The sequence below is a fragment of the Deltaproteobacteria bacterium genome (genome assembly GCA_016219225.1).
Lineage (GTDB): Bacteria > Desulfobacterota > RBG-13-43-22 > RBG-13-43-22 > RBG-13-43-22 > RBG-13-43-22.
Genome location: JACRBX010000099.1, coordinates 15,418 through 42,052, shown reverse-complemented (window position 1 = coordinate 42,052; position 26,635 = coordinate 15,418). Strand labels below are relative to the sequence as shown.

28 protein-coding genes, 1 tRNA gene and 1 riboswitch are annotated in these 26,635 nt (G+C 50.0%); of the genes, 11 read left to right on the top strand and 18 right to left on the bottom strand.

All coding sequences use genetic code 11. The features are described 5' to 3' along the window. Positions 1-171: 171 nt before the first annotated feature. The 14 genes from HY879_09085 to HY879_09020 form a co-directional block, all read right to left on the bottom strand. Positions 172-378: a GIY-YIG nuclease family protein gene (locus HY879_09085; protein MBI5603499.1), complete on the bottom strand. Its 207-nt coding sequence runs from the start codon at positions 376-378 to the stop codon at positions 172-174. Between the two features lie 49 nt (positions 379-427). After that, positions 428-503 (bottom strand) — tRNA-Asn (locus HY879_09080). 109 nt (positions 504-612) lie between these two features. After that, positions 613-1,581 (bottom strand): pyruvate synthase subunit beta, encoded by a 969-nt coding sequence (locus HY879_09075; GenBank protein MBI5603498.1) that lies wholly within the window; start codon positions 1,579-1,581, stop codon positions 613-615. Beyond that, positions 1,578-2,756, bottom strand: a complete 1,179-nt coding sequence (gene porA, locus HY879_09070) for a pyruvate ferredoxin oxidoreductase (GenBank protein MBI5603497.1) — start codon at positions 2,754-2,756, stop codon at positions 1,578-1,580. The genes HY879_09075 and porA overlap by 4 nt, the downstream gene beginning before the upstream one ends. Before the next feature lie 2 nt (positions 2,757-2,758). After that, positions 2,759-3,058 carry a 4Fe-4S binding protein gene (locus HY879_09065; GenBank protein MBI5603496.1) on the bottom strand — a complete coding sequence of 100 codons (300 nt, stop codon included), beginning with the start codon at positions 3,056-3,058 and terminating at the stop codon, positions 2,759-2,761. Positions 3,059-3,060: 2 nt separating this feature from the next. Continuing rightward, positions 3,061-3,609 (bottom strand): pyruvate ferredoxin oxidoreductase subunit gamma, encoded by a 549-nt coding sequence (locus HY879_09060; GenBank protein MBI5603495.1) that lies wholly within the window; start codon positions 3,607-3,609, stop codon positions 3,061-3,063. A 131-nt stretch (positions 3,610-3,740) separates the two neighbouring features. Further along, positions 3,741-5,024, bottom strand: a complete 1,284-nt coding sequence (gene eno / locus HY879_09055; GenBank protein ID MBI5603494.1) for a phosphopyruvate hydratase — start codon at positions 5,022-5,024, stop codon at positions 3,741-3,743. Between the two features lie 126 nt (positions 5,025-5,150). Further along, complete coding sequence (locus tag HY879_09050; protein MBI5603493.1) at positions 5,151-5,879, bottom strand: UPF0280 family protein; 729 nt, start codon at positions 5,877-5,879, stop codon at positions 5,151-5,153. 75 nt (positions 5,880-5,954) lie between these two features. Beyond that, positions 5,955-9,428, bottom strand: coding sequence for a DNA polymerase III subunit alpha (gene dnaE, locus HY879_09045; protein ID MBI5603492.1), 3,474 nt, complete (start codon positions 9,426-9,428; stop codon positions 5,955-5,957). Between the two features lie 142 nt (positions 9,429-9,570). Then, complete coding sequence (gene guaA, locus HY879_09040; protein MBI5603491.1) at positions 9,571-11,130, bottom strand: glutamine-hydrolyzing GMP synthase; 1,560 nt, start codon at positions 11,128-11,130, stop codon at positions 9,571-9,573. 145 nt (positions 11,131-11,275) lie between these two features. Next, the gene (locus tag HY879_09035) at positions 11,276-11,635 is read right to left on the bottom strand and encodes a four helix bundle protein (GenBank protein MBI5603490.1); all 360 of its coding nucleotides are present in this window, start codon (positions 11,633-11,635) and stop codon (positions 11,276-11,278) included. 108 nt (positions 11,636-11,743) lie between these two features. Then, positions 11,744-13,213 carry an IMP dehydrogenase gene (gene guaB / locus HY879_09030; GenBank protein ID MBI5603489.1) on the bottom strand — a complete coding sequence of 490 codons (1,470 nt, stop codon included), beginning with the start codon at positions 13,211-13,213 and terminating at the stop codon, positions 11,744-11,746. A 122-nt stretch (positions 13,214-13,335) separates the two neighbouring features. Further along, positions 13,336-14,235 carry a Ppx/GppA family phosphatase gene (locus tag HY879_09025; protein MBI5603488.1) on the bottom strand — a complete coding sequence of 300 codons (900 nt, stop codon included), beginning with the start codon at positions 14,233-14,235 and terminating at the stop codon, positions 13,336-13,338. A 120-nt stretch (positions 14,236-14,355) separates the two neighbouring features. Further along, on the bottom strand, positions 14,356-15,150 hold the full coding sequence (locus tag HY879_09020; protein ID MBI5603487.1) for a thiazole biosynthesis protein: 795 nt from the start codon (positions 15,148-15,150) through the stop codon (positions 14,356-14,358). 105 nt (positions 15,151-15,255) lie between these two features. Continuing rightward, a riboswitch (TPP riboswitch) is annotated at positions 15,256-15,351 on the bottom strand. A 364-nt stretch (positions 15,352-15,715) separates the two neighbouring features. Between HY879_09020 and HY879_09015 the strand changes: the two genes are divergently transcribed. The 6 genes from HY879_09015 (at position 15,716) to HY879_08990 (ending at position 18,069) form a co-directional block, all read left to right on the top strand. Continuing rightward, positions 15,716-16,093, top strand: a complete 378-nt coding sequence (locus HY879_09015; protein MBI5603486.1) for a hypothetical protein — start codon at positions 15,716-15,718, stop codon at positions 16,091-16,093. Next, positions 16,080-16,715: a sigma-70 family RNA polymerase sigma factor gene (locus HY879_09010; protein ID MBI5603485.1), complete on the top strand. Its 636-nt coding sequence runs from the start codon at positions 16,080-16,082 to the stop codon at positions 16,713-16,715. The genes HY879_09015 and HY879_09010 overlap by 14 nt, the downstream gene beginning before the upstream one ends. Before the next feature lies 1 nt (position 16,716). After that, positions 16,717-17,001 (top strand): zf-HC2 domain-containing protein, encoded by a 285-nt coding sequence (locus HY879_09005; protein MBI5603484.1) that lies wholly within the window; start codon positions 16,717-16,719, stop codon positions 16,999-17,001. 111 nt (positions 17,002-17,112) lie between these two features. Then, a complete protein-coding gene (locus tag HY879_09000; protein ID MBI5603483.1) occupies positions 17,113-17,391 on the top strand; it encodes a hypothetical protein in 279 nt (92 codons plus the stop codon). 26 nt (positions 17,392-17,417) lie between these two features. Beyond that, positions 17,418-17,852, top strand: a complete 435-nt coding sequence (locus HY879_08995) for a PIN domain-containing protein (GenBank protein ID MBI5603482.1) — start codon at positions 17,418-17,420, stop codon at positions 17,850-17,852. Between the two features lie 4 nt (positions 17,853-17,856). Further along, the gene (locus HY879_08990; protein MBI5603481.1) at positions 17,857-18,069 is read left to right on the top strand and encodes a hypothetical protein; all 213 of its coding nucleotides are present in this window, start codon (positions 17,857-17,859) and stop codon (positions 18,067-18,069) included. A 531-nt stretch (positions 18,070-18,600) separates the two neighbouring features. Here HY879_08990 and HY879_08985 read toward each other — a convergent pair. From HY879_08985 to HY879_08975, 3 genes are all read right to left on the bottom strand, one after another. Continuing rightward, a complete protein-coding gene (locus tag HY879_08985) occupies positions 18,601-18,864 on the bottom strand; it encodes a hypothetical protein (protein MBI5603480.1) in 264 nt (87 codons plus the stop codon). After that, positions 18,865-19,152, bottom strand: a complete 288-nt coding sequence (locus HY879_08980) for a hypothetical protein (GenBank protein ID MBI5603479.1) — start codon at positions 19,150-19,152, stop codon at positions 18,865-18,867. A gap of 631 nt (positions 19,153-19,783) precedes the next feature. Then, positions 19,784-21,373 carry an MBL fold metallo-hydrolase gene (locus HY879_08975; GenBank protein MBI5603478.1) on the bottom strand — a complete coding sequence of 530 codons (1,590 nt, stop codon included), beginning with the start codon at positions 21,371-21,373 and terminating at the stop codon, positions 19,784-19,786. Between the two features lie 113 nt (positions 21,374-21,486). Between HY879_08975 and HY879_08970 the strand changes: the two genes are divergently transcribed. From HY879_08970 to HY879_08950, 5 genes are all read left to right on the top strand, one after another. Beyond that, on the top strand, positions 21,487-22,158 hold the full coding sequence (locus tag HY879_08970; protein MBI5603477.1) for a TIGR00730 family Rossman fold protein: 672 nt from the start codon (positions 21,487-21,489) through the stop codon (positions 22,156-22,158). An 8-nt stretch (positions 22,159-22,166) separates the two neighbouring features. Further along, positions 22,167-22,811: an endonuclease III gene (gene nth / locus HY879_08965; GenBank protein ID MBI5603476.1), complete on the top strand. Its 645-nt coding sequence runs from the start codon at positions 22,167-22,169 to the stop codon at positions 22,809-22,811. A 160-nt stretch (positions 22,812-22,971) separates the two neighbouring features. Next, complete coding sequence (locus HY879_08960) at positions 22,972-23,679, top strand: ABC transporter ATP-binding protein (GenBank protein ID MBI5603475.1); 708 nt, start codon at positions 22,972-22,974, stop codon at positions 23,677-23,679. 35 nt (positions 23,680-23,714) lie between these two features. Then, on the top strand, positions 23,715-23,858 hold the full coding sequence (locus tag HY879_08955; GenBank protein ID MBI5603474.1) for a hypothetical protein: 144 nt from the start codon (positions 23,715-23,717) through the stop codon (positions 23,856-23,858). Positions 23,859-23,864: 6 nt separating this feature from the next. Further along, complete coding sequence (locus tag HY879_08950) at positions 23,865-24,608, top strand: YdcF family protein (GenBank protein ID MBI5603473.1); 744 nt, start codon at positions 23,865-23,867, stop codon at positions 24,606-24,608. Between the two features lie 179 nt (positions 24,609-24,787). On the opposite strand, the gene HY879_08945 is transcribed toward HY879_08950, so the two are convergent. Further along, positions 24,788-26,572: an acyl-CoA dehydrogenase gene (locus tag HY879_08945; GenBank protein MBI5603472.1), complete on the bottom strand. Its 1,785-nt coding sequence runs from the start codon at positions 26,570-26,572 to the stop codon at positions 24,788-24,790. Positions 26,573-26,635 lie beyond the last annotated feature (63 nt).

Here is a 26,635-nt window from a genome sequence, read left to right as displayed (position 1 = left end):
CCCCGCCTCTTGCCCTCTGAAGAGGGTTGCTTTTTCTTTTCATTCCTGAAGAATGTAAACCCAACAGGACAAGAGGGACCTCATAAAAAAGGCCCATCCTGTTTAAGCAATGGGCCTTTTTATTTTCTGGCTTCCCGGGACGGACTCCCTTCACTATCGTTCAGGGCAAGCTCACCTTTTTATCAATTCCAATTTTTTTTGCCTTGTCCATCCTTTAATCTGCCGTTCCCTTAAAGCAGCCGAGTATTTATCTCCAAATACTTCACTATGTAAAAGTATGGCTTTGTGTTGTTTCATCCTATGGCTTAAATCGGTTGTTATCCCGGTATAGATCTGCCCATTTCTATCACAAAGATAGACAAACCAATTACTTAGCATCTTGCCTCATAATAAAAAAGGCCCGAATTTTTCAGGCCTCTTTAATGTCTGGCTCCCCGGGACGGACTCGAACCGCCGACCAAGTGGTTAACAGCCACCCGCTCTACCGACTGAGCTACCGGGGAATGATTACCAATGCGGATTTCGGATTTCGGATTGTGGAATTAATAAAAAAATAATCCCCAACCCATAATACAAAATATACCTTAAAATCTCTTCTTTTTCAACCTCTTCTTATTTTACTTCCGCTTTGATCTCCGGCTCCTGGGTACAGGCCTCTAATTTAAGCAGTTTTTCATATTCCGCGTCGACCCGCTTCTGGATGATCTGGATCAAATCCGGGGTCAGGTGGCTGAAGCGCCGCTGCGTTTTCAGATATTCTTCCACCGGTTTGGGCTTGGTGTTTTTACGAACGACATATCTTCCTTCCATGACTTCAAACAAGGGCATGATGTTGGTTTCGACCACCAGGCGGCTGACCACTATGGCCAGATCCGTTCCGTGGCGCCAGCCCGTAGGACAGGGCGAATAGATGTGGAGATAGGCCGGGCCTTTGATCAGGGCCGCTTTTTTGGCCTTGTTCATCAGGTCCAGTTGATAAGCCGGTGAGGCCGTGGCCACATAGGGAATATTATGGGCGGCCATAATGGCCGGGAGGTTCTTCTTCCAGGTCGTTTGCCCGGCCGTAATTTTCCCGGCCGGGGAAGTCGTGGTCATGGCCCCGAAGGGGGTGGAACTGGAACGCTGAATACCAGTATTCATGTAGGCTTCGTTATCCAGACAGACATAGACAAAATCATGGCCCCGTTCCAAGGCCCCGGAAAGGGACTGAAGACCGATATCGGCCGTCCCGCCGTCTCCGGCAAAGGCCACCACGGTAATCTTTTTCTCAGGGATCCGGCCTTTGGACATCAGGGTTTTCAACCCCGCCTCTACTCCGGAAGCTACGGCTGCGGCATTTTCAAAGGCCACATGGATCCAGGGCACGGCCCAGGCGGTTTGGGGATAGGGGGAGGAGATGATCTCCATACACCCGGTGGCGCTGACCACAACCATCGGACTGCCGATGGCTTTGGCCACCATACGCAAGGCTAAAACCTCTCCGCATCCCTGACAGGCCCGGTGTCCGGAAACCAATGGTTCTTCCTGGGGCAGGGTCTTGGGCATAAATTTTTTGAAATCCTTCAAGTCTTCGGCAATCATTTCTCTCTCACCCCGATCATTTCGTAAGGCATTTCTTTTTGCATTTGGGCATATCGGCCGGCCTTTTCCACCATTTCGGCAAAGACTTCGACGGTCAAATCCCGGCCTCCCAGACCGGCGACAAATCCGGCCACATAGGGCCGTTCCTTTTTCCCGAAAAGGGCGGACTTGATTTCCAGGCCTACCGGGCCGCCTGCCCCGCCGGGGACCAGGGCCCGGTCCACTATAGCCAACACTTTGGCCTCACGGATGGCTTGAAAAAATTCTTTAAAGGGAAAGGGCCTCCAGAGGCGGATATGAATCAGCCCGACCTTTTGTCCTTTTTCGCGCAGGCTGTCGACGGCCGTCATGGCCGTTTCGGTGATGCTGCCCATGGTCACCAGCAGGGTTTCAGCCCCTTTGACCTTATAGGATTCAATCGGTTTATAGGTCCGTCCGAAGAGGGTCCCGAAATCCTTCCAAACCTCGGTCGCTACTTTCCGGGAGCCGATCAAGGCTTCCTCGACCTGTTTTTTGACCTCCGTAAAGACGTCCGGACTTCCAAAGGCCCCGATGGAGATGGGCTCGTCCGGATGGAGTCGCAAGGTTGGTTTAAAGACCGGTAAAAAGCGGTCCACGGTTTCCTGATCGGGCATTTCCACCGGTTCAATGACATGGCTCAAAATAAAGCCGTCCAGGTTGACCGCCACCGGCAGCAAGACCCGGGGGTCTTCGGCAATCTTGAAGGCCTGAAGGGTCAGGTCCACAGCCTCCTGGCCGTTGATGGCAAACAGTTGGACCCAGCCGCAATCCCGTTCAGCCATAATATCGCTCAAGTCGTTCCAGATATTGATGGGAGCCGAGATGGCCCGGTTGACCACGGTCATGACCAGCGGTATCCGGATGCTGGAAGCAATGAACATGATCTCGTGCATCAGGGCCAGCCCCTGGGAACTGGTGGCCGTATAGGCCCGGGAACCGACGGCTGCGGCCCCTATGGCCGCACTCAAGGCCGAATGTTCCGATTCAACGGGGACAAAGGCCGCCTGGAGTTCTCCGTCGGCCACCAACTCGGAGAGATGCTCCACAATATGGGTCTGAGGGGTGATGGGATAGGCCGAGATGACATCCACATTGGCCAACTTAACCGCTTCACTGACGGCAATGGAAACTTCCATGCCTTTTCGATTGGCCATAGTTATTTTTCCTCCGCAATCATCTGGATGGCTTCTTTGGGACATTCCCGGGCGCATATTCCACAGCCCTTGCAGTAATCGCTGTTCCAGTCATAATAACCGTCTGCTCTCAGGCTATAAGCTATATCCGGGCAATAGATCCAACATTCCCCGCATTTAATACATTTTTCCCGATCGGTCACCGGCCGTTCCTTAGAACGCCAGTCTCCGGTCTTAAACCGCCGGGCATTGCCGGCTTCCTTTATAACGCACCCCAAGGGGACTTCTTTCCAGGGGTGAAGGGCATCGACTTTAGCCACGATAATTACTCCTTGATCTTTGTTTCGTCAAAGGCCCGTTGCATGGCCTTCTTGTTTCGTTCGGCGATCTTCCCAAAGCGGGCGGCCAGGGGATTGGTCATGGATTCCAATCGGGTGATTCCGGCTGCCCGGATCAAAGCCCCCAACATCGTCGTATTGGTAATCGGGACCTTCATCTCTTCCATGGCGATCTTACCGGCATCCACAATCGCCAACCGGCCTTTGAACCCATAATCTTTTTTGACCTGTTCCAAGGTCTTGGCCGTATTGATGACCAGGATCCCTTTGGGTTTCAGCCCGGCGGAAACATCCACGATATCCAAAAGGGTTGGATCGAGTACTACTACAATATCCGGGTGATAGACCTTGGATCGGATGCGGATAGGCTCTTGGCTGACCCGGAGAAAGGCCACTACTGGAGCCCCTCGGCGTTCCGGTCCAAAACTGGGAAAGGCCTGGGCATACTGCCCTTCATCGATAGCCGCCAGGGCTATTAATTCGGCTGAGGTTACGGCTCCCTGCCCGCCCCGACCATGAAATCTAACTTCAATCATCTTTTTTTCCTTAACTTCTACCGGTGATTAGAAACAAAATACATTTTTTGACATAATTCACAGATCTTTGTCAAGTATTTTTAATAAGGAGACGTCAAAAAATAGAAAAGATAATGAAAAATCTAACCGGCTTACCGTACAAAGGCTTTCCTGCCGGCATAGACGGCGGCTTCCCCCAATTCTTCCTCGATGCGCAAGAGTTGATTGTATTTTTCCACCCGTTCTCCCCGGCAGGGGGCCCCGGTCTTGAGATGTCCGGTGCCCATAGCCACGGTAAAATCAGCAATAAAGCTGTCGATGGTCTCGCCGCTGCGGTGGGAAACCATGGCCCCCCAGCCGGCCTTCCGGGCCATTTCAATGGCTGAGACGGTCTCGCTTAAGGTGCCTATTTGATTGAGTTTGATAAGAACGGCATTGGCCGCCTTTTCGGCAATACCCCGTTCGATCCGCTTAACATTGGTCACAAACAGGTCGTCCCCGATCAATTCGATTTGCTGTCCCAGGGTTTGGTTGAGCAGTTTCCAACCTTCCCAATCATCCTCGGCCAGGCCGTCTTCTATGGAAACGATAGGATATTTTTTAACCCAATCGGCATAGAGCTCAACCATCTGGGCCGCCGGGACCTTGCGTTTTTCGGTGCGCAGATTGTAAAATCCGTCTTCATAAATACTGCTGGAGGCCGGGTCGAGGGAAAGACCGATCTGCTCTCCGGGCCGGTAGCCGGCCTTTTCAACGGCCTGTAAAATGACCTCGATGGCTTCGGCATTGGTTTTCAAGGCCGGAGCAAAACCGCCTTCATCCCCGACGCCGGTGGAATAGCCCTTGTTCTTGAGTACCCCTTTCAGGGCCTGATAAATCTCGCTTCCCCAGCGCAGGGCCTCCCGGAAATTGGGCGCCCCCACGGGGGCGATCATAAATTCCTGAAGATCGGTCCCCTGCCAATTGGCGTGGGCGCCGCCATTTAAAATATTAAAGCAGGGGACCGGCAACGTCCTGGCCGAAACGCCCCCCAGGTAGCGATAGAGAGGAAGACCGACGGCCTCGGCAGCCGCCCGGGCCGCCGCCAGACTGACGCCTAACAGGGCATTGGCCCCCAACTTGCTCTTGTTCGGCGTGCCGTCCAGATCGAGCATCCTTTGATCCAGGCCGGATTGATCCAGGACATCCCAACCCATGAGGCGTTCGGCAATCTCCTGATTGACGTGATCAACAGCCCGAAGAACCCCTTTGGCACCATAACGCGATTTATCGCCATCCCGCAGTTCGATGGCCTCATGGATACCGGTAGAAGCCCCGGAGGGCACCGCAGCCCGGCCCCAGGCACCACATTCTAAAAAAATATCCACTTCCACGGTAGGATTGCCTCTGGAATCTAAAATCTCCCGGGCCCAAATTTTTACAATGGATGTTTCCATGTCTTGACCTCCTCAATTTTTCCGCTTTTGGTTTTTTCAGTTTTTATCATAAACAACAACGGGGTCAAAGGCAATAGGCATACACTCAATAATCCTTAAGCCCTAAGCCCTGAGCCTTGAGCCTTTTTATATGGCCACCAATTCCATTTCCCCCCAAACCCCGATCTGCTTACCGACAATGATTAAAACCCCTTGCACCTCCGGAATCTTTTGCACCCATTCCAGGGCCGGTTGAATATCGTCTTTGGTCCGGACCCGGTTACCCACCGCCGTAGCCAAGGCATCGGCCAGGATTGCCGATGGGGAGAAGATGGTAACGGCATCGGCCCGACCGAAACTTAAGGAATGCCCTACCGTCCCCGACGAAGTACAGAGTCCCACCGGGTTTGGGGAAGGAGCCAAACGGATCCCGAGGCGTTGGCTCATAGGAGAATCCCCGGCATAGATCCCGATCGTCAAGGGTTCGGTGCTGGCGATAAATAAATCCCCCCCGTTTTCAATGATAAGATCAGGAGAAAAGGCCAACAGATCCTGCCCGACAAACGCCGCCATGGCCCCGGCCACGGAAGCCATAGGGCCGACCCCGGCCGCCCGCCCGGCTTGGAGCATGGCCTGGACAATGGGCGGGGCTAAGGGATCCAGGGCCAGGGGCTGGAGGGTCTCTTTGAATTCAGGGTGCTGGCGGATATAGGTTTCCAGCACATGGCGGTATCGATAGACCCGGTCATATCCTTCGGTGGAAAGGTCTTTCCTGGCCCGTATCCAGAGATCGGTTTCCTTGACCTGAACGGTGAAAGAGACCCAATCCGGAGTATGAATTTTGCTGCGGTAAAACCGTTCCTGATATGGAATCATAAAGAAAGGTCCAAGGTCCAAGGAAAACATAAAGGTCCAAAGAAAACCGTATAATCTTACACCTTGGACCTTTCTTTATCCATACACCACTTCCAAGACCGGGTGGCAGGAGAGTCCTTTTATTTCTCTTCTTAGTCTGGCCGAGGGCCGGATATTTTCGGTTTCCGGAAGATTCAGCAGGACCTGGCTGTTATCGGGAAGACAGGCCCAAATCTGGACCGGGCAGGTGCCGGCATGCCCTTTTAAAAAATCACGCAACTCCAGGATTTGATCCCGGGTCAGACCGTCTACCGGAATCTTGAGAAGGGCTTGCTGGGCCATTTTTTCTTCGGCCTCGGCCAGGGGGAGTATGTCATTGCCAATGATTTTAATCCCTTTTTCATCCCTGGTCGTGATACCGGTGACCCATAAAGGCCCTTCTTCTTTTAACACCTGGGAACATTTTCGAAAAATATCCGAGAAAATGATGACTTCACAAGAGCCGGTCAGGTCCTCAATCGTGGCAAAGGCCATCCGCTCCCCTTTTTTACTGTTGATCTCTTTTAAAGCCGCTACCATGCCGGCCAGTCGCACGGTTTCTTTATCTTCTAATTCGGACAGGGATTGAATGTCCACGGTTTTCAGGTCCTGGAGGCTTTCCGTATAGCGGGTCAAAGGATGACCGGTAATATAGAAACCCAAAATTTCCTTTTCAAAAGAGAGTTTTTGGCTCTCCCGCCATTCCTCGACTAAAGGGGGATCGATATCGGGCCGGGTTAATCCCGAATTTCCTCCCATGGAAAAAAGACTGAACTGGTTTTCAGACTCTTCTTTTTGTCGTTGTTGTCCGATGTCCAGGGCTTCGGGCAAAAAGGCCATCAGACGGGAACGGGCCACCCCCAGGGAATCAAAGGCCCCGCACTTAATCAGACTCTCGGCCACCCTTCGGTTCACCCGGCGCAGATCCACCCGACGGCAAAAATCGATCAGAGAGGTAAATTCCCCCCCTTTGTTCCTGGCCTCCAGGATGGACTCGATGGCCCCGGCCCCGACATTTTTTACCGCCGCCAGCCCGAAACGGATTTTGTCTTCCACCACCGTAAAATCCAGGTGACTCTTGTTCACATCCGGCGGCAGGACGACGATCCCCTTTTCCCGGCATTCAGCGATACACTTGGTTACTTCCGCCGAATTACCCATTTTGCTGGTCATCAGGGCGACCATAAAATCCAGTGGATAATGGGCCTTCAGATAAGCGGTCTGGTAGGTGATCAGGGCATAGGCGGCACTGTGAGACTTATTGAACCCGTAACCGCCGAAGGTTTCCATTTTGTCGAAAATGTCATCGGCCTTTTTCTGATCGATCCGTTTCTTTTTGGTCCCTTCCAGAAAGCGGGACCGTTGCTGGGCCATGACCTCGGGATTTTTTTTGCCCATGGCCTTGCGTAAGGTATCGGCCTCTCCCATGGAATAGTCGGCCAGTAAAGCACCGATCTGCATGACCTGTTCCTGGTAAACGATGATCCCCATGGTTTCTTTCAAGACCCCTTCCAATAGGGGATGGGGATACTCCACCGGCACTTCCCCGTGTTTTCTCCTGACATAATCATCGACCATGCCGCTTTTCAAAGGCCCTGGCCGGTAAAGGGCATTGAGGGCAATGAGGTCCTCAAAATTTCGGGGCTTCATCCTGACCAACAGGTCTTTCATGCCCGAGCTTTCCAACTGAAAGACACCGGTGGTATCCCCCCGGGCCAGAAGTTCATAAGTAGCCTGATCATCGAGAGGGATCCGGGTCAGATCAATCAATTGGCCATGGGTCCGTTCGATGGTTTTTAAGGCATACTGGATGATGGTCAGGTTGTTCAGGCCCAGGAGGTCAAACTTGATTAATCCCATTTCCTGGACCGATTTCATTTCATACTGGGTCAGGGTTTCTCCCTTGGGCCCTTTATATAAGGGTACGGATTCGGTTATCGGATGAGGGGAAATAATCACCCCGGCGGCATGGGTGGAGGCATGACGGGGCAGGCCTTCCAGAGCTTCGGCGATAGTCAGTAATTCTTTGATGGTCGGATCGGACTCTTTAAGTTCCTTGAGCCGGGGTTCCATTTCCAGGGCCTCGCTCAAGGTAATGTTCAATACGGTCGGGATCAGTTTGGCGATCTTATCCACTTCGCCGTAAGGGATATTCAAGGCCCGGCCCACGTCCCGGATGACGGCCCGGGCCTGCATCTTCCCAAAGGTGATGATCTGGGCCACATATTCCTGGCCGTATTTTTCGGCGATATATTTTAGAACCTCGTCCCGGCGTTCCACACAAAAATCAACATCGATATCGGGCAGTTCTTTCCGTTCCACGTTCAGGAACCGCTCAAAGATCAACCCATAATCCAGAGGATCGATATCCGTAATCTTTAAGGCGTAGGCCACCAGACTCCCGGCCCCGGAACCCCGGCCCGGCCCGACCGGGATCCCTTTTTCTTTGGCAAAACGCACATAATCGGAAACGACCAGGAAATAGCCGGAAAACCCGGTCGAGGTGATGACCGTCAGTTCTTTTTCCAGGCGGTCCCGGTAGTCTTTATAACGGGAAGGCGGGAAGGAAGGATCCAGTTGTTCCCTGACGGCCAGCCGCTCTTCGAGACCGGCCCGCGCCTCATTTTTGAGACGGCTGTCCATAGTCTCTTCCGGCGGCAGGGCATAACGGGGGAGATGGGAATGGCCGAAGGTCAATTCGAGATTGCACCGATCGGCGATGTGCAAGGTATTTTCTAAGGCCTCCGGCAGATCGGCAAAGAGCCCGGCCATCTCTTCCGGGGACTTGAAATAAAGTTGATTCGTGGAAAAGCGCAACCGGTTGGGATCGTCTACCGTCTTTCCGGTCTGGATACAAAGCAAAACATCGTGGGCCTTGGCCTCTTCCTGAGTCAGATAATGGCAATCATTAGTGGCTACGATAGGGATGCCCAATTGACGGTGGATTTCCAACAAACCCTTGTTGACGACCTCCTGTTCCGGGATGTCGTTTTTTTGCAGTTCCAGAAAAAAACGGTCCTGATCAAAGATTTCGGCCATTTCACGGGTGATCTTCAGAGCCCGGTCATAGTCCTTGTTGAGTAAAGCGTAGGGGATCTCTCCATGCAGACAGGCCGACAGGGCGATTAACCCCTTATGATGCTCCTTCAGAAGCTCCCGGTCGATCCTGGGTTTATAATAAAAACCCTCAAAATAGGCCTGGGTGACCAGTTTGACCAGGTTGCGATAGCCTTTTTCGTTCTTGCAAAGCAGGACCAGGTGGAAGGCATTTTCCTTATGGAGTTGGGGGTCCTTATCCCAACGGCTCCCCGGGGCGATATAGACCTCGCAGCCGATGATGGGTTTTAGCCCATGTTTTTGGGCCTGTTTATAAAACTCCACCATACCGAAGAGGTTGCCATGATCGGTCATGGTAATGGCCGGCAGTTTGAAGGCCTGGGCCTTTTCAAATAAGGCCTTGAGCCGGATCTCCCCGTCCAGCAGGCTGTACTGGGTATGGAGATGAAGGTGTACAAAAGGGGCGTGGGGCATAAGAACCGTTAAAAGTTACAAGTTAAAAGTCCAAGTTAAGCAAGTCTGCTCTTAAGTGTTCGACTATTTTAGTTCGGAGTTTAGAGTTCGGAGCACTGGGTTTTACTCCGAACTAAATACTCCGAACTCCGAACTATGGCTATCATTCCCACTCAATCGTACTGGGGGGCTTGGAAGAGATATCAAAGACGACCCGGTTGACCCCCTTGACCTCATTGATGATCCGGTTGGATATATGGCCTAATAGGGCGTAGGGGACCCGGCTCCAGTCCGCCGTCATGGCATCCAGACTGTCGACGATCCTGAGGGCGATGACATGTTCATAGGTCCGCTCGTCCCCCATAACGCCGACGGTTTTGATCGGCAGCAGAACGGCGAAAGACTGCCAGACCCTGGTATACAAATCCGCCTTCCTCATCTCTTCCCAGACAATGGTATCGGCCTGGCGGAGGATAGCCAAACGATCCTCGGACACCTCCCCTAAGATACGGATGGCCAGCCCCGGACCGGGGAAAGGTTGCCGGCTGACAATCTCCTCGGGCAGCCCCAGGTTACGGCCCACTTCACGGACTTCATCCTTAAATAATTCCCGCAGGGGTTCGATCAATTTTAATTTCATGCGGGCTGGAAGGCCGCCTACATTATGGTGGGTCTTGATCGTAGCTGAAGGGCCTTTAAAAGAAACCGACTCAATCACATCCGGATAGAGAGTACCCTGGGCCAGGAAGCGTACCGGCCCGATCTTTTTGGCTTCGGCCTCGAAGATGCGAATAAAAGCATGGCCGATAATGGTTCGTTTCTTCTCCGGGTCGATGATCCCTTTTAAGCGGTTCAGAAAATGGGCTGAGGCATCTACATAAACCAGAGGGATATGATAATGACCCCGGAAAATTTTTACCACTTTTTCGGCTTCCTGGCTGCGCAACACCCCGTTATTAACAAAGATACAGGTCAATTGCTTTCCAATGGCCTGATGCAACAGGATGGCCACGACCGAGGAATCCACCCCGCCGGACAGGGCACAGAGGACCTTCTCTTTTCCCACCTGTTCTTGTATGGCCGCCAGGGTATGTCTGATAAAAGAACTGGGGGTCCACAGGGGTTTCAGACGGCAGATTTTAAAAAGGAAGTTCTCTATAATACGATGCCCGGCCGGGGTATGAACCACTTCAGGGTGGAACTGGACCCCGAAGACGGTCCGGTCCTGGTTACCCATGGCCGCTACCGGAGCATTTGTGCTTTGGGCCAGGGAGGTAAAATTTTTGGGCAGCCGCTCAATCCGGTCTCCATGACTCATCCAGACGATCTGCTCTTCTTTGTTTCCTTCCTTGTCGAGTCCATGGAAGAGGTCCTGAAAATCCAGAAAGGTAAGTTCCACCCGGCCGTATTCTCTTTTGGCCGATCGGCCCACCCGGCCTTTCAGTTGATGGGTGAGCCATTGCATACCATAACAGATCCCTAATACCGGGATGCCTAAATCCAGAATTTTCGGGTCTGCCAAGGGTGCCTGGGGATCATAAACGCTGGCCGGGCTTCCTGAAAGGATAATTCCCTTGGGGGCAAAAGCCTTGATTTCTTTAAGGGGCCAGTTAAAGGGATGGATCTCGCAATAGACCTTGGCTTCCCGAACCCGGCGGGCAATGAGCTGGGTCGTCTGGGAGCCAAAATCCAGGATCAGAACTTTTTGACTGTGAATGTCCATGGGTACCTCATTGAACGTTCGTCGTTAAGCGTTCGGCGTTCGGCGAATTCAGTTTTGAGTTCGGAGTTCGGAGCAATCTTTCCGCCTTCGGACGGATTTAGTTCAGAGTAAAACCCTTTTCGAAAATAATTCTTGTTCGGAGTTTTTATTTGATGGATTTTATCAACCCATTTAACATCTTTGAAAGTTCCAAGCAATATTTTCTGGATCTATTTTTTTCTTCCTGAGTAATATATTGTTGCCGAAAGGAAACTTCCGTGATGGCAATGCATTCTCTTGCTGACCTTCTGGCAATCTTGAGAAAATGTTTAAATTCCAATTTGCTTCCACCACTACCTTCAGCGATATTGAAACATATGGAAGATGAGGCTCGGCGGAATTGATCCGTTAAAGAAAAAATTTCTATTTTAGGAAATCGTTTCGTGATCGCATAAATAAAATCATAATATTCCAATGATTTCTGGTAAACGATCAAGCTCTCAAAATCAAACTTCTCCTCGTCCATCTCTCAATTCCTCGCTCCGAACTCCGAACTAATCACTCCGAACTATTTCCTGATCCATCTCTCCACTTCCTGCTCCGAACACCGAACGCTGAACGACGAACGCCTTTTTTATTCCAGCCGGTAATTCGGCGCCTCCTTGGTAATGATGACATCATGGACATGGGATTCCCTGAGTCCGGCCGGGGTGATGCGGATAAAACGGGCCTTGGTTTTGAGTTCCTTGAGGGTCCGACAGCCGGCATAACCCATCCCTGATTTCAAGCCGCCCACCAATTGATAAATCGTGTCCGCCAGGGGGCCCCGATAAGGGACCCGGCCCACAATGCCCTCGGGGACCAGTTTGGAATCGGTTTCATAATCGTCCTGGCCATAACGATCGCTGCTCCCCTGTTTCATGGCCTCGATGGAGCCCATTCCACGATAAACTTTATAGGTCCGGCCCTGATACAGGATGGTTTCTCCGGGGCTTTCTTCCGTACCGGCAAAGAGACCGCCGATCATGACCGAATCGGCTCCGGCTGCCAGGGCCTTGGTGATATCCCCGGAGAACTTGATCCCGCCATCGGCAATAAGGGGGATCTTGTATTTCCTGGCCACCCGGGCACAGTCTGTAATGGCCGTAATCTGTGGGACCCCTACGCCGGCCACAATCCGGGTGGTGCAGATGGAACCCGGCCCTATGCCGATTTTAATCCCGTCAGCTCCGGCCTTGATCAGGGCCTCGGCCCCTTCAGCCGTACCCACATTGCCGGCGATGACCTGAAGTTCCGGATACTTCTTTTTGGTTTCCTGAACGGCTTCGATCACGTTTTTGGAGTGGCCATGGGCCACATCAAAAACAATAACGTCCACTTCCGCCCGCAGTAAGGCCTCGATCTGCTCCCAGCGATTCGGCCCGACTCCGACCGCGGCTCCGACCCTCAAACGGCCCAGATTGTCCTTGGAAGCCAGAGGAAATTTTTTAATTTTTTCAATATCTTTGATGGTGATCAGTCCTTTCAGATTGCCCTGATGATCGACTACCAATAATTTCTCAATCCTGTTTTTATGCAGCAGGGCTTTGGATTCTTCCAGGGTAATACCCACCTTGGCCGTAACCAGGTTGTCCTTGGTCATGACTTCGGAAACCTTTTTTTTGAGGTTGGTTTCAAAACGCAAGTCCCGGTTGGTGACGATCCCGATCAATTTTTGGCCTTCTACGATGGGTACCCCGGAGATGCGGTATTTTTCCATGACCGTCAGTACATCGTGGACCCTTTTGTCCGGTCCCATAGTCACCGGATCGACAATCATCCCGCTTTCCGATTTTTTGACCTTTTCAACTTCCGTGGCCTGGTTTTTGATCCCCATATTTTTATGGATAATGCCGATCCCACCCTCGCGGGCCATACTGATGGCGGTCTGGGATTCGGTGACCGTGTCCATAGCTGCACTGACAATGGGCATATTCAACTGAATGGACTGGGTCAGTCTGGTCTGGACGCTGACCTCCCTGGGCAGTACCATGGAATAAGCCGGTTCAAGCAAAAGATCATCGAAAGTCAACCCGTCCCGGATGGGATTTGCCGCTGTGGTCATTTGTACTCCTTTCAAAGAAAATCAGAGGCTAAGGGGCCGGTTTGGGGTTCGGAGTAATTAGTTCGGAGTGAAAACCTGTTTTCCCGGCCCCGAACTCCGAACTCTTAACTCCGAACTGTATTTTAAAGGATCAGCCCTTCCAACAACCCCGCATCGCTGACCAGAAGGGCTTCCCTTGAAAAATGATCCATGATTTCCAGGACTAATAAAAGCCCGGCGATAATGATATCAGCCCTTCCCGGTTCCAAACCGATCCATTTAACTCTTTGGTCAATAGACAGGGGCGCAATATCTTCGGATAAGGACTTAAGACCCTGCCTGGTCAGTACCGTCCCGTTGATCCGATCCGGATCATACGTCTCGAGTTTGGTCATCATGGCGGTCAGCGTGGTCACCGTTCCCGCCGTTCCGATTAAAGTGTTTATGTTATCATTTTTTTTTAGATTTTTCTTTAAAATATTTCGACAGTGGCCTTTCAGGGATTGTATTTCTTGTTGGCCTGGGGGATCAGACCGGAGGAATTGTTCCGTCAAGAGCACCACCCCCAAAGGCAGACTGATCCTTTCGGTCAATTGTCCATCGTCCATAAAGACAAATTCGGTACTTCCTCCGCCGGAATCGAAAATTATGGTTTTCCCGGGCCGTGATGGAAAAACGGAAAGGACCCCCCGGGCCATAATGCGGGCCTCTTCGATCCCGGAGATAATCCGCAGCGGCAGCCCGGTTTCCTCTTCAATCCTTTTTAAAAAAAAGGAAATATTTTCCGCTTCCCGCAATACCCCTGTACCGACGGCCAGGATTTCGGTTACACCTTCCGCATCGACCTTATTCTTAAAACGTTTTAAAACAGTTACGGCATCTTCCATGGCCTGGGAAGAAAGAAGCCGGTGCTGATAAAAATGCCTTCCCAACCGGACAATCTCCCGCTCCCGGTACAGGGGACGAAATCCCACCCCGCTTTCCCATGCGATCAAAAGGCGTAAGGTATTGGAACCAATGTCAATGGAGGCAATTTTTTTCAAGGGGCTGTCTGATACGGATGATAAGTTTTCGGTTGATGAATCTTTATCAGAACCCTTTCCCGACTTCAAGGCCTAAATTTTTTTCTGACAGGATTAACAAGTCTAAAAAGTTTTTAAATTTTACTCCTTCTTCATCCGTTCGACAATCATTTCAGCGGCTTTTTTTCCGGAAAGGAGCATGCCCCCGAAGATGGGGCCCATACGCGGTCCGCCGTAAGCATTATTGGCCGCCATACCGGTGACAAATAATCCGGGATAAACCTCATTGGTATTGGCCACGGTGAAGGACTCGCCTTCCTGGGCCCAAAGCGGAAGCTCTCCGATGACCTGGCCGGTGCTGTTATTCAGGCGGACCCCCATTTTTCTGGTAATCAGCGAAGTAATTTCTGCCGGATGGCCTGTCCCGTCTACCACATAAGAGGCCTGAATGCTCAGGGGATCAACATGCAGATCAAGACTTTTTACCGGTGACCAGTTGATCACCAGACCGCAAATGCGTTTGATTCCGTTCACCTCCTTGAAACTGACATCTTCAACCTTTACACAATTCATGATCACGCTGCCGGCCTGAATGCACCGGTAACTCAGGCAGGAAGCCGCCTCCACGCTGTCAAAGGTGAAGTAGCCGTTCCCTCGGGCCTTCAGTCTGATCCCCATTTCCTGGGCTATGGGAAGGGCGTCATCCTGGAGTACGGCTTCATTGAACATCATGCCCCCGCCCCACATACCGCCGCCAGGTGCCAGTTTGGATTCAAATAGAACTGCTTTATACCCGGCTTTGCCGAGATAATACCCGGCAGTCATATTAGCCGGTCCTGCTCCGACCATGGCCACATCCACCTCTAACAGCGAAAGCAATTTCTCATGATAGGATTGAACAATAAGCCGGGAAATAGTCACTTCATCGAGTTTCATATCAAAAACCTCCTTTTATTATGGGATTTAACAATCCCGAGTCAACCACTGCCACAATTAAAAAAGCCGCTATCCCGGGCAGAGATAGCGGCTTAAATTTGGAGACCTTATCTTGAGCCACATCCCTCCGCCGGTATTGTCCGGATCAGGTTTTAAGGGTCTTTCTTCTCAGCCGATCTCCCGGCACCCCTTGCAGCCTTAACTCTAATTTTTCATAACCTTAGTAAAAAGCCGTTTAAAAGTCAAGCCCCATGGCTTCCTCCTTTTTATACGCTCTCTCCAATGGATTCAATTTTGCCTCCCAGCGGGTCCCAGCGGGTTCAATTTTGCAAATTGAACCCGTATTTTTAGACAGATTTGAAACCTGCTTCCTCCAAGGTTGATGAACATGTAAAAAGTCGCCAAACACGCATTACGTCATTCCCGCGCAGGCGGGAATCCAGTGTTTATAACCTGTTACGTCTGACATGGGTTTCCACCTGCGCGGGAATGACGACTTTTTGTGAGTTTGTCAAGGTTCCAACCTGCTCCTGCCAAAAAATTGGAAGAAGAGCAGGGATAATAAATGTTGACAATTGCCTTTGGATATGATTTTTTTCTTATATTTTACATCGTTAAGTTCTTGCATCCAATTTTCTTATTGAGCCCGCTCCTGCAGATTCAATTTTGCCCTGCGGGTTCAATTTTGCAAATTGAACCCATTGAACCCATTCCTTTGGGTCTTGAACCCGTAATTTTGGACAGGTCCGAACCCTGTCCGGCAATATTGGGAGCAGGTTGCAAACCTGCTCCGGCAGAAAGGCAAATAATACAAGCAATAGTGGAAATAGCGGAAGCAAGTTCAGGAGGCGGGAGCAGGTTTGAAACCTGCTCCTGCTCCCACTTCCCCACAGGCAGTAAACTTATCTCCCATGGAGAAACCATTTTTTATGCCCTCTCCTGAAACTTTTATAGCCTTCTGCAGTCTTATCCTTGGGACCGTCAAATTTTCAGAGGAAAGCTGGGAGGAGGATGCCCGGCTGGTAAGCCTGCTGAAAAAAGGAGAGCGGGAAGCATTCGCCCAATTAGTCACAAAATATCAACAAGATATTTACAAGCTGGCCTACTTCAAATTATGGAATCAGGCCGAGGCCGAAGACGCCGCCCAGGAGGCCTTTGTCCGGTCCCTTGCGGCAATTAGAAGTTTGCGGGACGGTAAAAAATATTTCGGATTCCTTAAAACCATTGCCCTCAATTGTTGTAATGACATGATTACACACAAGATCAGAGAAGGAGATCCGCTCCCGGAGTACGAATCGAACGAGACCACCCCAATCAACATATTTAATCCCGGTTCCCCGGAAGAGATCGCAGGGCAAAAAGAAATCATTGATCAGGTAAAAAAAGCCTTGGACAAACTCGATGAAGCCGAAAAAGAAATCGTGATTCTAAAACATTACCAGGAATTAACCTTTCAGCAAATTGCCGTCAGGTTGGGAATTCCTGAAAACACAGCCAAGACCAATTTTTACCGGACCCTGGAAAAATTAGCCCGGACCTTACAATCCTTAAGGGGGGAACACTGAGATGGATTGTAACGAGGTAAAAAATCTGCTTTATGATTTGGTTACCGGTAAGGTGAAAGGGGACACTATGACTTCTGTCGAAAGGCACCTTCAGGAATGTCAAAACTGCCGGCAGGCCAGGGAAAGAATAGTGCACACCATAATGGCTTTGAATGCTGTCCAGCCCCCTCCCCTTTCTCCCGGTTTCCAAACAGAGGTGCTTAAGAGAGCCCAACGTATCCCTTTACCGTCAAAACCTTTATGGCCGCGTCTTAGGGAATGGTTTCAGGTTCCCTATATCAAATAGCCTCTCGAAGGATTAGCGGCTACAGCCGTCATTCTCATCGCCCTAACCGTATATAAAGACATAACCTTGACAAAACCTTCAAAAACAGAAATGACTCCTAAAAGTTTTCAAATGGAATTTTCTGAGACTACAGCCAAACACCCGATCATTATCCCGACCAGGGATTTAGATAAGACGCTGTCAACCCTTGAAAATCTCATAAAAAAATACGATGGCCGAATAATCCGAAGCCTCTCCCAAGACCGGGAAATCCAGGTAACTTTGACCTTGAAAAAGGAAAACGAGGCGGCCTTTTTGACCCAACTTAAAAAATCAAGGGTACAGATGGAACGAGATGGGTTTCGGGATGACGATGGGAATATGGTTGTGATATTAAAGGAAATAAAATAAACTAAATTCCGTAAGGGATCAATTGTATGAAGATATACTTAGACCTCAGTGTTTTAAATCGCCCTTTTGATGATCAAATTCAACCCAGAATTTGGCTGGAAACTATGGCCTTCACAATCATATTGCAGTTGATTGAGACCAAAAAAATCTCTCTTGTCACTTCTTCTGTCGTTGCATTTGAAAATAGTAAGAATCCTTTTCCAGAGCGTCGAGATTGGGTTACAGGTTGTATGGCCTTATCCCGTAAAAATATTTTTCTAAATTCGGATATAAGGAAGAAGGCTCAAGAATTAGAGAACCAGGGATTTAAACCTATTGATTCTTTACACTTGGCTTGTGCTGAATCAGGCATGGTAAATTTCTTCTTGACGTGTGATGATCTGATCCTGAAACGATACAAAGCGGAAAAAATGGTGGTAATTAATCCGATTGAATTTATTTTCAAGATAACAAGGGGGTAGTAAGATGAATATAGGGATTACCAGTGAGCAAAAAATATTACAAGAAGGCGAAGCGGTATTAAGGAAACACCTGGGCACTTCGAAGACTGCTCGTTTTCTAAGTGCCTGGCGCCAAGGGGCAGGTGATTATCTAAAGATTAAGGAAGAATTATTTGAATCAGAAACAGTGGATTCCTTATATAAAAAAATAAAAAGATTCGAAAAGCCCGGCAGATAAACCTGCCACGGTTCAAACTGGACCGTCAAAATCAAAATCGTCTCATGTGTTTTTGGTGGGTTTCTTTGGGTTTCACATACCCACCATGCTGTACCTATTTATTTTATTGGTGGGTTACACTTCGTTCCACTACTTGCTACTAAAAACCAAATTGACGGGATTTTTATACCACTCCCGTTATATTATTAGCCCCGTTCGGGCCAGCCGTATAACAATGTCACATTTGGCAAAAATGGACCATCGTGAAAATGAAAAATAAATTTTGTTATTGCAAAAACCATGCTATGCGAAATAAAATAAATTATCTTATTATTTTATATGGTTAGGTATGATGAAGCGAGAAGGAAGAATGAATATTTGCACAAAAGCTTGTGACCTTTGCACAAATATTTGGTTATGGATGGAATGGTGGGTTGCGTTTCACTCCACCCACCCTACAAAGCTACAAAGCCTTAAATAAAACAAAGTGTTTTTAAACTGGGGGGCCTTCTTTCTCTTTTACCCCGCCTTCGGGATTGGGATGGAGAAATGCTAAGGGTTCTTTAAAACTTCATCATGATTTCCAATAACTCTTAGAGTTATGACGTCCCTCTTGATGGTTAAGGAAAACCGGTAGCGATAATCAACCCTGGCTTCCCAGATGTCCTTAACCCCTCCAATCTTTTTCAAATGCAATGAGGGATGAAACATATTCTGCATCAATAGCGTTATCGCCTTTTCAGTCTTTTTCTGTATGTGTGCTGGAAGTTTTAAAAATAGGGCATCAAATGTCTTGGCTCGGTTTATTTTTTTCATCTATTGGACTTTTTTCTTTGCCTTTTTGAGATCCGAAAAAAAATCATCCATCTCACTTGCCGAATAGGTTTTAGAAACTCTTCCCGCACATAGGTCTGCTTCAGCTTCTTTCTCCAGCCTTTGCCATTTGGGGGTAAAAAAGTAGAGTTGAGTGGGGTCTATCCGGTCTAATGCTTCTTTATGTTTAATAAAGCAAAGAAATTCCAATACCTGCTTAGCCTTTTCGGCGGAAATGTCGCTTAATTCTTTAAGGATCTCATCTTTATAATTGATTTTTATTTGGGGCATAATACCTCCCGACTAAAGACAAAAAGGATTTGTTTTTACTTTCTTAATTGCCAAGGCTATTTATAAAAATTCTTCAAATGGCCAATCGTTATTTTTATTTTGCCCATGCTATTAAAATTCTTTAATGAAGTCAATAGCTTTATTATACAGCCACCTGACTCTCTTTTCTACATTGCTGTACCTGTTTATTTTATTGGTGGGTTGCACTGCGTTCCACCCACCCTACACGCTTTTAAGTTTGATTGCATTTATGATTTCTTCAAATACGGGTACGGGCTAACTGCTCGTCGGTCCTTTTCTGAGCTTCTCTAAGTTCTTTGAGGCCCTCAAAGAATTGTTCTATCCTCTTATCAATACTATCTATTTTGGTTTCTTCTTTTTTCATCCTCTAATTTTCTTCCAACAAGAAACGTCTGTCAAGTTTTTTATGCGGCAAACCACTTCATGCCGTCCTTGGACATTCCAGAAGTAAAGCCTGGCTTCCGAGTCACCCGGCCAACAGTATCCCCTGGAGACTTTGGGCCACGTAGGTTTCAAAAAAGGCCCCTTTAAGGGATCTGATTTAAGGTGTTCAATGCCGCCAAAAAAACAGGCCAATCCCGAATCAGAACAAGCCCCGGCCCGGGGACGTTTATTCTTTCATTAATTCTTCCAGATCGTTCCGGGTCTTTTCCAGGAAGGTCTTAATCCCCTCGACTTTTTCTTTTTTCAGGACACCCGTTTCCTTCAAATAGCCCTTAAGCCCTTGCCAGCGGCCCTCCGTTGCGGCCAACAGGGATAGGATTTCTTCGGCCTCCGGGATCAACTCCAAAGCCTTCTTCCTGGGCGCGAGGAGGGTGATGGTTTCCAGCCAGTGGGGGACCTGCACTTGAAAAGGAAAAGTCTTCTCAATGTTCTGGGCCAGGGCCAGGCTGGTCGATTCCTCACCATGGATAATAAAGACCATCAGATTCGGATTTTTAAAATGACCGATCCAAGCCATTAACTCCTTTTGATCGGCATGGGCCGAAAAGCCGTTGATGGTGTGTATCTCGGCCCGGACGGCCACATCTTCCTGGAAGATACGAACCTTTTTGGCCCCTTCTACAATGGCCCGCCCCAAGGTCCCTTCGGCCTGGAAGCCGGTGATGACGATCTGGGCCCCGGACCGCCATAAATTATGTTTCAGGTGATGTTTAATCCTCCCGGCATTACACATGCCGCTGGCGGCGATGATAATAGCCGTCCCGGGCTGCCGGTTGATGGCCATAGACTCTTCGGCCGTCCGGGTATACTTCAACTCCGGCAATTCGAGAGGGTTTTCTCCCTGGGCAATCAGTTGGGTCATCTCCTCATCAAAATATTCCGGATTATTTTTAAAAATTTCCGTAGCCGATATGGCCAGGGGACTGTCCACGAAGACCGGGATAGAGGGTATCTTCCCCTGTCTTCGAAATTCATGGAGTACATAGAGAATCTCCTGGGTCCGCTCAATGGCAAAGGCCGGGATGATTATCTTTTCCCCGGATCGGATCCCCTTCTGGATGGCGGCCAGGAGTTCGGACTTGCTTTCTTCCAAAGACTTGTGGGGACGATTGCCGTAAGTGGATTCCACAAATAGAAAATCGGCCTCTTCCACAATATCCGGATCAGGGACGATCATGGCCTCCTGGCGCCCGATATCCCCGGAAAAGATCACCCTGCCCTTCTGGCTGCCTTCCTGGAAACGGATCTCCAGGAAAGAGGCTCCCAGGATATGACCGGCCCGGTGAAAACAGATTTCGATTTCCGAACTGAGAGGAAAACACTCCCCCGGATCAATGGGTTGGAAAAAGGCCAGACTGCGTTCCGCCTCTTCCATATTATACAAGGGTTCCACCGGTTTCTGGCCGGACCGGATATTCTTCCGGTTCTGCCATTCCGCTTCCATTTCCTGAATATGGGCGCTGTCCCGCAGCATGATCCGGCAGAGTTCGAAGGTGGCCTTGGTACAGAGGATCTTGCCCTTAAATCCCTCCTTGACAGCCTTCGGAATCAGCCCGGAGTGATCCATGTGGGCATGGGTCAGGAGGATGTATTTTATCCCCTGGGGCCGGTACTTTGTGATAGAACGGTTCCTTTTTTCGATCTCTTTCCCCCCTTGAAACATCCCGCAATCCACCAGGAATCGGATGTGGGCGTTTTCCAGAAGGAAGCAGGAGCCGGTTACGGTCCTGGTAGCACCTAAGCAGGTTACACGCATGGGTAAAATCCTTTCTTGTAGCTTGACAGTCCGGGCTAAATCATATAAGCAGATGATTGGGAATTCAATGAAAAAGTTGGACCTTTTGTTAATCGAGGCTTAAGAATATGAATATGGAATTCAAGTCCGAGCATCACGATCATCAATATGTCATTGATGATTTGACGATTAAAGACTCCTGGCGGATGTTCCGCATTTTGGCCGAGTTTGTGGACGGTTTTGAAACCCTGTCTCAAATCCATCCGGCGGTCTCTATGTTCGGTTCGGCCCGGGTGAAACCGGGAAATCCGGCCTACGACCAGGCGGTGGAAATCGCCCGTCTATTAGTCAAAAGTGGATTTAATGTCATCTCCGGAGGCGGTCCGGGGGTCATGGAAGCGGCCAACAAAGGGGCGGCCGAGGCCGGGGGCAAGTCGATCGGTCTGAATATTCAACTGCCTTATGAACAAAAGCCCAACCCTTTTGCCAATGTCCGGCTGGATTTTCGTTATTTTTTTATCCGCAAGGTCATGTTTGTCAAGTATGCTGTCGCTTATGTCATCCTTCCCGGCGGGTTCGGGACCCTCGACGAATTCACCGAGGCCATTACCCTGATTCAAACCCGACGTATTAAACCCTTTCCGGTTATTTTAGTGAACCGGAATTACTGGAAGGGGCTATTGGACTGGATGCGCAAGGTGGTTTGCCCGGAATGCCTGATCTCTCCGGAGGATATGGATATCATTCAGGTGATTGATGAACCGGAAGAGGTCGTCCGGGCCATCAGGAAGATTATTATTCTTTAGAGGAGGCTATGATGACCTTCAAAGAAAAAATCTCTTCGATCCTTAAGGGATTGGATAAGGCCTATCCCCAGTCCCACACGGCCCTCCATTTTAGAACGCCCCTGGAGATCTTGGTGGCTACCATCCTGTCGGCCCAGTGTACGGACAAACGGGTTAACGAGGTCACCAGGACCCTGTTCCAGAAATATAAAACCCCAGGGGATTATGCCCAGGCCCCTGTCACTGAGATTGAAGAGGATATCCGGTCCACCGGATTCTTTCATAACAAAGCCAAAAATATCCGGGAATGCTGCCGGGAATTGATCAAAAGACACCAGGGGGAGGTCCCCAGGACTATGGAGGAGCTGGTGGCCTTGCCGGGGATTGGTCGTAAAACCGCCAATGTCGTCCTGGGTAACGTCTTCGGGATTCCGGGTATCGTAGTCGATACCCATGTCAGCCGGGTCTCCCAGCGTCTCGGATTGACCAAAGAAAAAGACCCGGTCAAAATAGAATTCGCCTTGATGCCCTTGATCCCCAAAGAGAGATGGATTATTTTTTCCCATCAACTGATCGATCATGGGCGCAGTCTTTGCACGGCCCGGGCGCCCAAATGCCCGGTCTGTTTCCTGCTGCCCTATTGTGATTTCGGGAGCCAGGGGGTCCGGAAGTAGGAATTTGCATTTTGGACGCGGATGAACTCGGATCGGCAGAGGGCCGATCGTGCAGATGGACCAGGTTTTCAATATAAAGGGCTTAAGATGGTTATCTGCGGGTATCGGCGAAAATCTGCGTCCCAATTTAATTTGTTTAGGATAGTCGGGTAACCAAAACATGACTGAGCCGCTCACCGATTCCCCTGCCCTGGTCGAAATAAAAAACCTCTTCAAGTCTTACTATCGGGGCAGTCAGCAAATATCGGTACTGCAGGATATTACCCTGAGCATTCCGGAAGGGGAATTTATGGCCCTTATGGGGCCATCCGGATCAGGGAAAACCACCCTGCTGAATCTGATCGCCGGAATTGATCAGGCTGACCAAGGGATGATCCGAATCGCCGGGACCGATATTACGGCCTTGAGCGAAATGGATCTGGCCCGTTGGCGCTCCCGGCACATTGGCTTTATCTTTCAGTTCTATAACCTGCTGCCGGTCCTGACGGCCTATGAAAATGTGGAACTGCCTTTACTTTTGGTCCCTCTGTCCCGACAGGAACGCCGTCACCACGTAGAAACAGCCCTTCGGGTAGTTGGCCTTTCGGACCGAATGGATCACTATCCCAAAGAACTCTCCGGGGGCCAGCAGCAGCGGGTGGCTATAGCCCGGGCGGTAATTACCGACCCGACGATTATTGTGGCCGATGAACCGACCGGGGATCTGGATAAAAACTCGGCCAAAGAAATCCTGAACCTCATGGAAGGCCTTAATCACGATTTTGGAAAGACCATTATTATGGTTACCCACGACCCCCGGGCCGCCCAAACCGCCCACAAAAGGCTCTTTTTGGACAAGGGGGTTTTGAATAAAGAGGACTTGTCATAACATTACAGCGACACTTTTTAGGAATGGATCCGATCATGGTTGTTTCCTGTGCCGAATATAGAGAGACACAACAATTGTTGGCTTTAAAGAAAAGGCTGGCCGAGGGGAAATTAGACCCGGAAGAACAAAAAGAGTTGGAAGAGCTGGTTTTGAAATTGGAGAAGGACCTGGGATTATAAAAAACCATGTTCCTCTTGAAAAAAGTGGTTTCCCGCCTGTTTTTCCCCCTGTCGCTGATCATCGAACTTTTGATTATCGGCTTATTGTGGCCTAAAAAAGGGAAAAGGTTTCTCTTAGCCGGTGTCATCCTTTTGTATCTCTTCTCTTTCGACCCTTTTGCCGATTTATTGCTCTGGCCTTTAGAAAGACCCTATACTCCCGTACAAGAAGCCTCGATGATCCGGAAAATTAAATGGGTGGTGGTTTTAGGAGGCGGCTCCAGGGAAAAGGCCTCATTGACCCCGGAAGACCGTTTAGACGATCCCTCCTTAAAACGGTTATTGGAAGGCCTGCGGCTTTGCCGTCACCTGCCCATGGCCAAGCTCATCGTCTCCGGTGGCAATAGTCGCGGAAAAACCCCCGTGGCCCAGATTATGAGGGAAGTCGCCCTTCAATTCGGCCTGCCTCCTTCCCGTCTGGTCTTGGAGGAATCCTCCTGGGATACCTTGGATGAAGCCCGAATCCTTAAAAAGCAACTCGGGCCGGATCCCTTTTATCTGGTTACCTCGGCCGGCCATATGACAAGGTCTATGGCCCTGTTTAGAAAAGAGGGGGCCCATCCCATCGCCGCCCCGACGGATTTCCGGGCTGTCTGGGACCCCCTGACGGTTACCGACTTTTTACCCCAGGCCAATAGCCTCATGAAGACGGAGCGGGCCTTTTATGAATATCTCGGGCTTTTATGGGGCTGGGCCAGGGGATATCTGTAACAAAACCAACCAAAGATATTTGAAATTTTAGAATTCAGAAGTCAGAAGTCAGAATGATTAACAACCCCAATAAAAGATATACCATTATTCTGGATTCCGACTCCTGGATTCTTTGCATCGCAATATATCAAGACCCGTTTATAAAATTCTGCGAGATAAATTGGCAGATATGGAAGTGCCTAAAAGGCCTCCCCTGGAATCTCCAGGACCTCCCGACCTTCGCGTAAACAGGTCTCCAAACGCACCAAAGTTTCCGGCAAGGTAACCCCGGTCCAATAGGTGGCCTGCATCACCTTGCCCAAATAGTAATTATTGCCTGGATCCTTTTCCAAATAGCCCTGGGCCTTAAGGGCCAGATCCAATAAGCGCCAGGCGACCGTGGCTTCGCCGAAACAAAGAAGGGCCGGATAGGTTGTCGAGGCCCAATGGAGCGGATCGGATTGGGACATTCGAGAGAGTTCTTCGGCTACTTCCCCTAATCGTTTAACCACCCTGGAAAGGTCCCGGATGGCCGGCCCCAAAACCGGGTGTTCCTGGTTTTTTCGACAAAAATCGGTTAATTCCCCCATAAAAGCCTTAAATGGAGCGCCCTGGCTGATCCGCATCTTGCGTCCCATCAGGTCCATGGCCTGGATGCCGTTGGTGCCTTCATACAAGGACATGATCTTGGCATCCCTTAAATACTGTTCCAGGGGGTATTCCTTGCAAAAACCGTATCCACCCAGACACTGAATGGCCGTTTCACAGACCCGAAATCCCATATCCGAGCAATAGGCCTTTATAATGGGGGTGATGAAATCGAGCAGGGCATTGTAGTGCTTCTTTTCCTCTCCCTCCGGCAGCTCCAGGGCCAGATCCGACCAAAAGGCCCCGGTGTAAATCAAAGACCGCATCCCATCGACCATGGCCTTCATCCACAGGAGCATACGCCGCACATCCGGGTGGTCGATGATCGGCACATAGCCGGTTTTGCGGCCGGCCAGATCCGAACCTTGAATACGGTTCCTGGCATAGTCCAGGGCATTCTGATAAGCCGTGCTGGCCAGGGCCATACCGCTGACGCCGGTATTGATCCGGGCCTGATTCATCATCTGGAACATATGGGCCAATCCCTGGTTGGCCTGGCCGCACAGATAACCGACACATTGATCGTTATCACCGAAATTGAGCACACAGGTGGGCGAGGCGTGCAGACCCAGTTTCCTTTCCACCCCGGCGCAGAGGACATCATTAGGCTCCCCCAGGGAGCCATCCGGATTCACCCGGACCTTCGGGACCACAAAAAGAGAAATCCCTTTGACCCCTTCGGGAGCCCCATCGATGCGGGCCAGGACCAGATGGATGATGTTTTCCGTCAGATCATGATCCCCCCAGGAGATAAATATCTTGGTGCCCTTGATCTTATAATGATCTCCTTCCGGATAAGCTACGGTTCGGAGGGCCGCCAGATTGGAGCCGGCATTGGGCTCGGTCAGGCACATGGTACCGCCCCACCGGCCTCCATACATAGGGGGGACATAACGTTCCTTGAGCTCTGCATCGGCAAAACTCTCTATTAAATGACCGGCCCCATGGGACAAACTGGGGGCCATGTTAAAGGACTGGGCGGCTCCGTACATAAAATCATTGACGATGATCCGCATCATATGGGGAAATCCCTGACCGCCGTACCGGGGGCTGCGGACGGCCGCAGTCCAGCCGTTTTCTCCATAGAGCCGAAAGGCTTCCCGGAACTCAGGGGCACAATGGACCTGGCCCTCTTCCAGCCGGACCCCCCATCGTTCGCCGATTTCCTGAAGGGGTTCCACCACCCCTCGGGCGAATTTCAAGGCTTCGCTGACCAGCATATCCAGCGTCTCCTCATCCAAATCCTTATAACGCTCCAGCCGGCAGAGGCTGCCGTAGTTCAACTGGTCTTTGAGGATAAAAAGAGGGTCTTTTTCATTAATTTTAAAATGTCCCATAATAAGGTATTCTTCTCCTTAAATTTAATCATAAATTTAATTAACTATATTTCGCCGGACCTG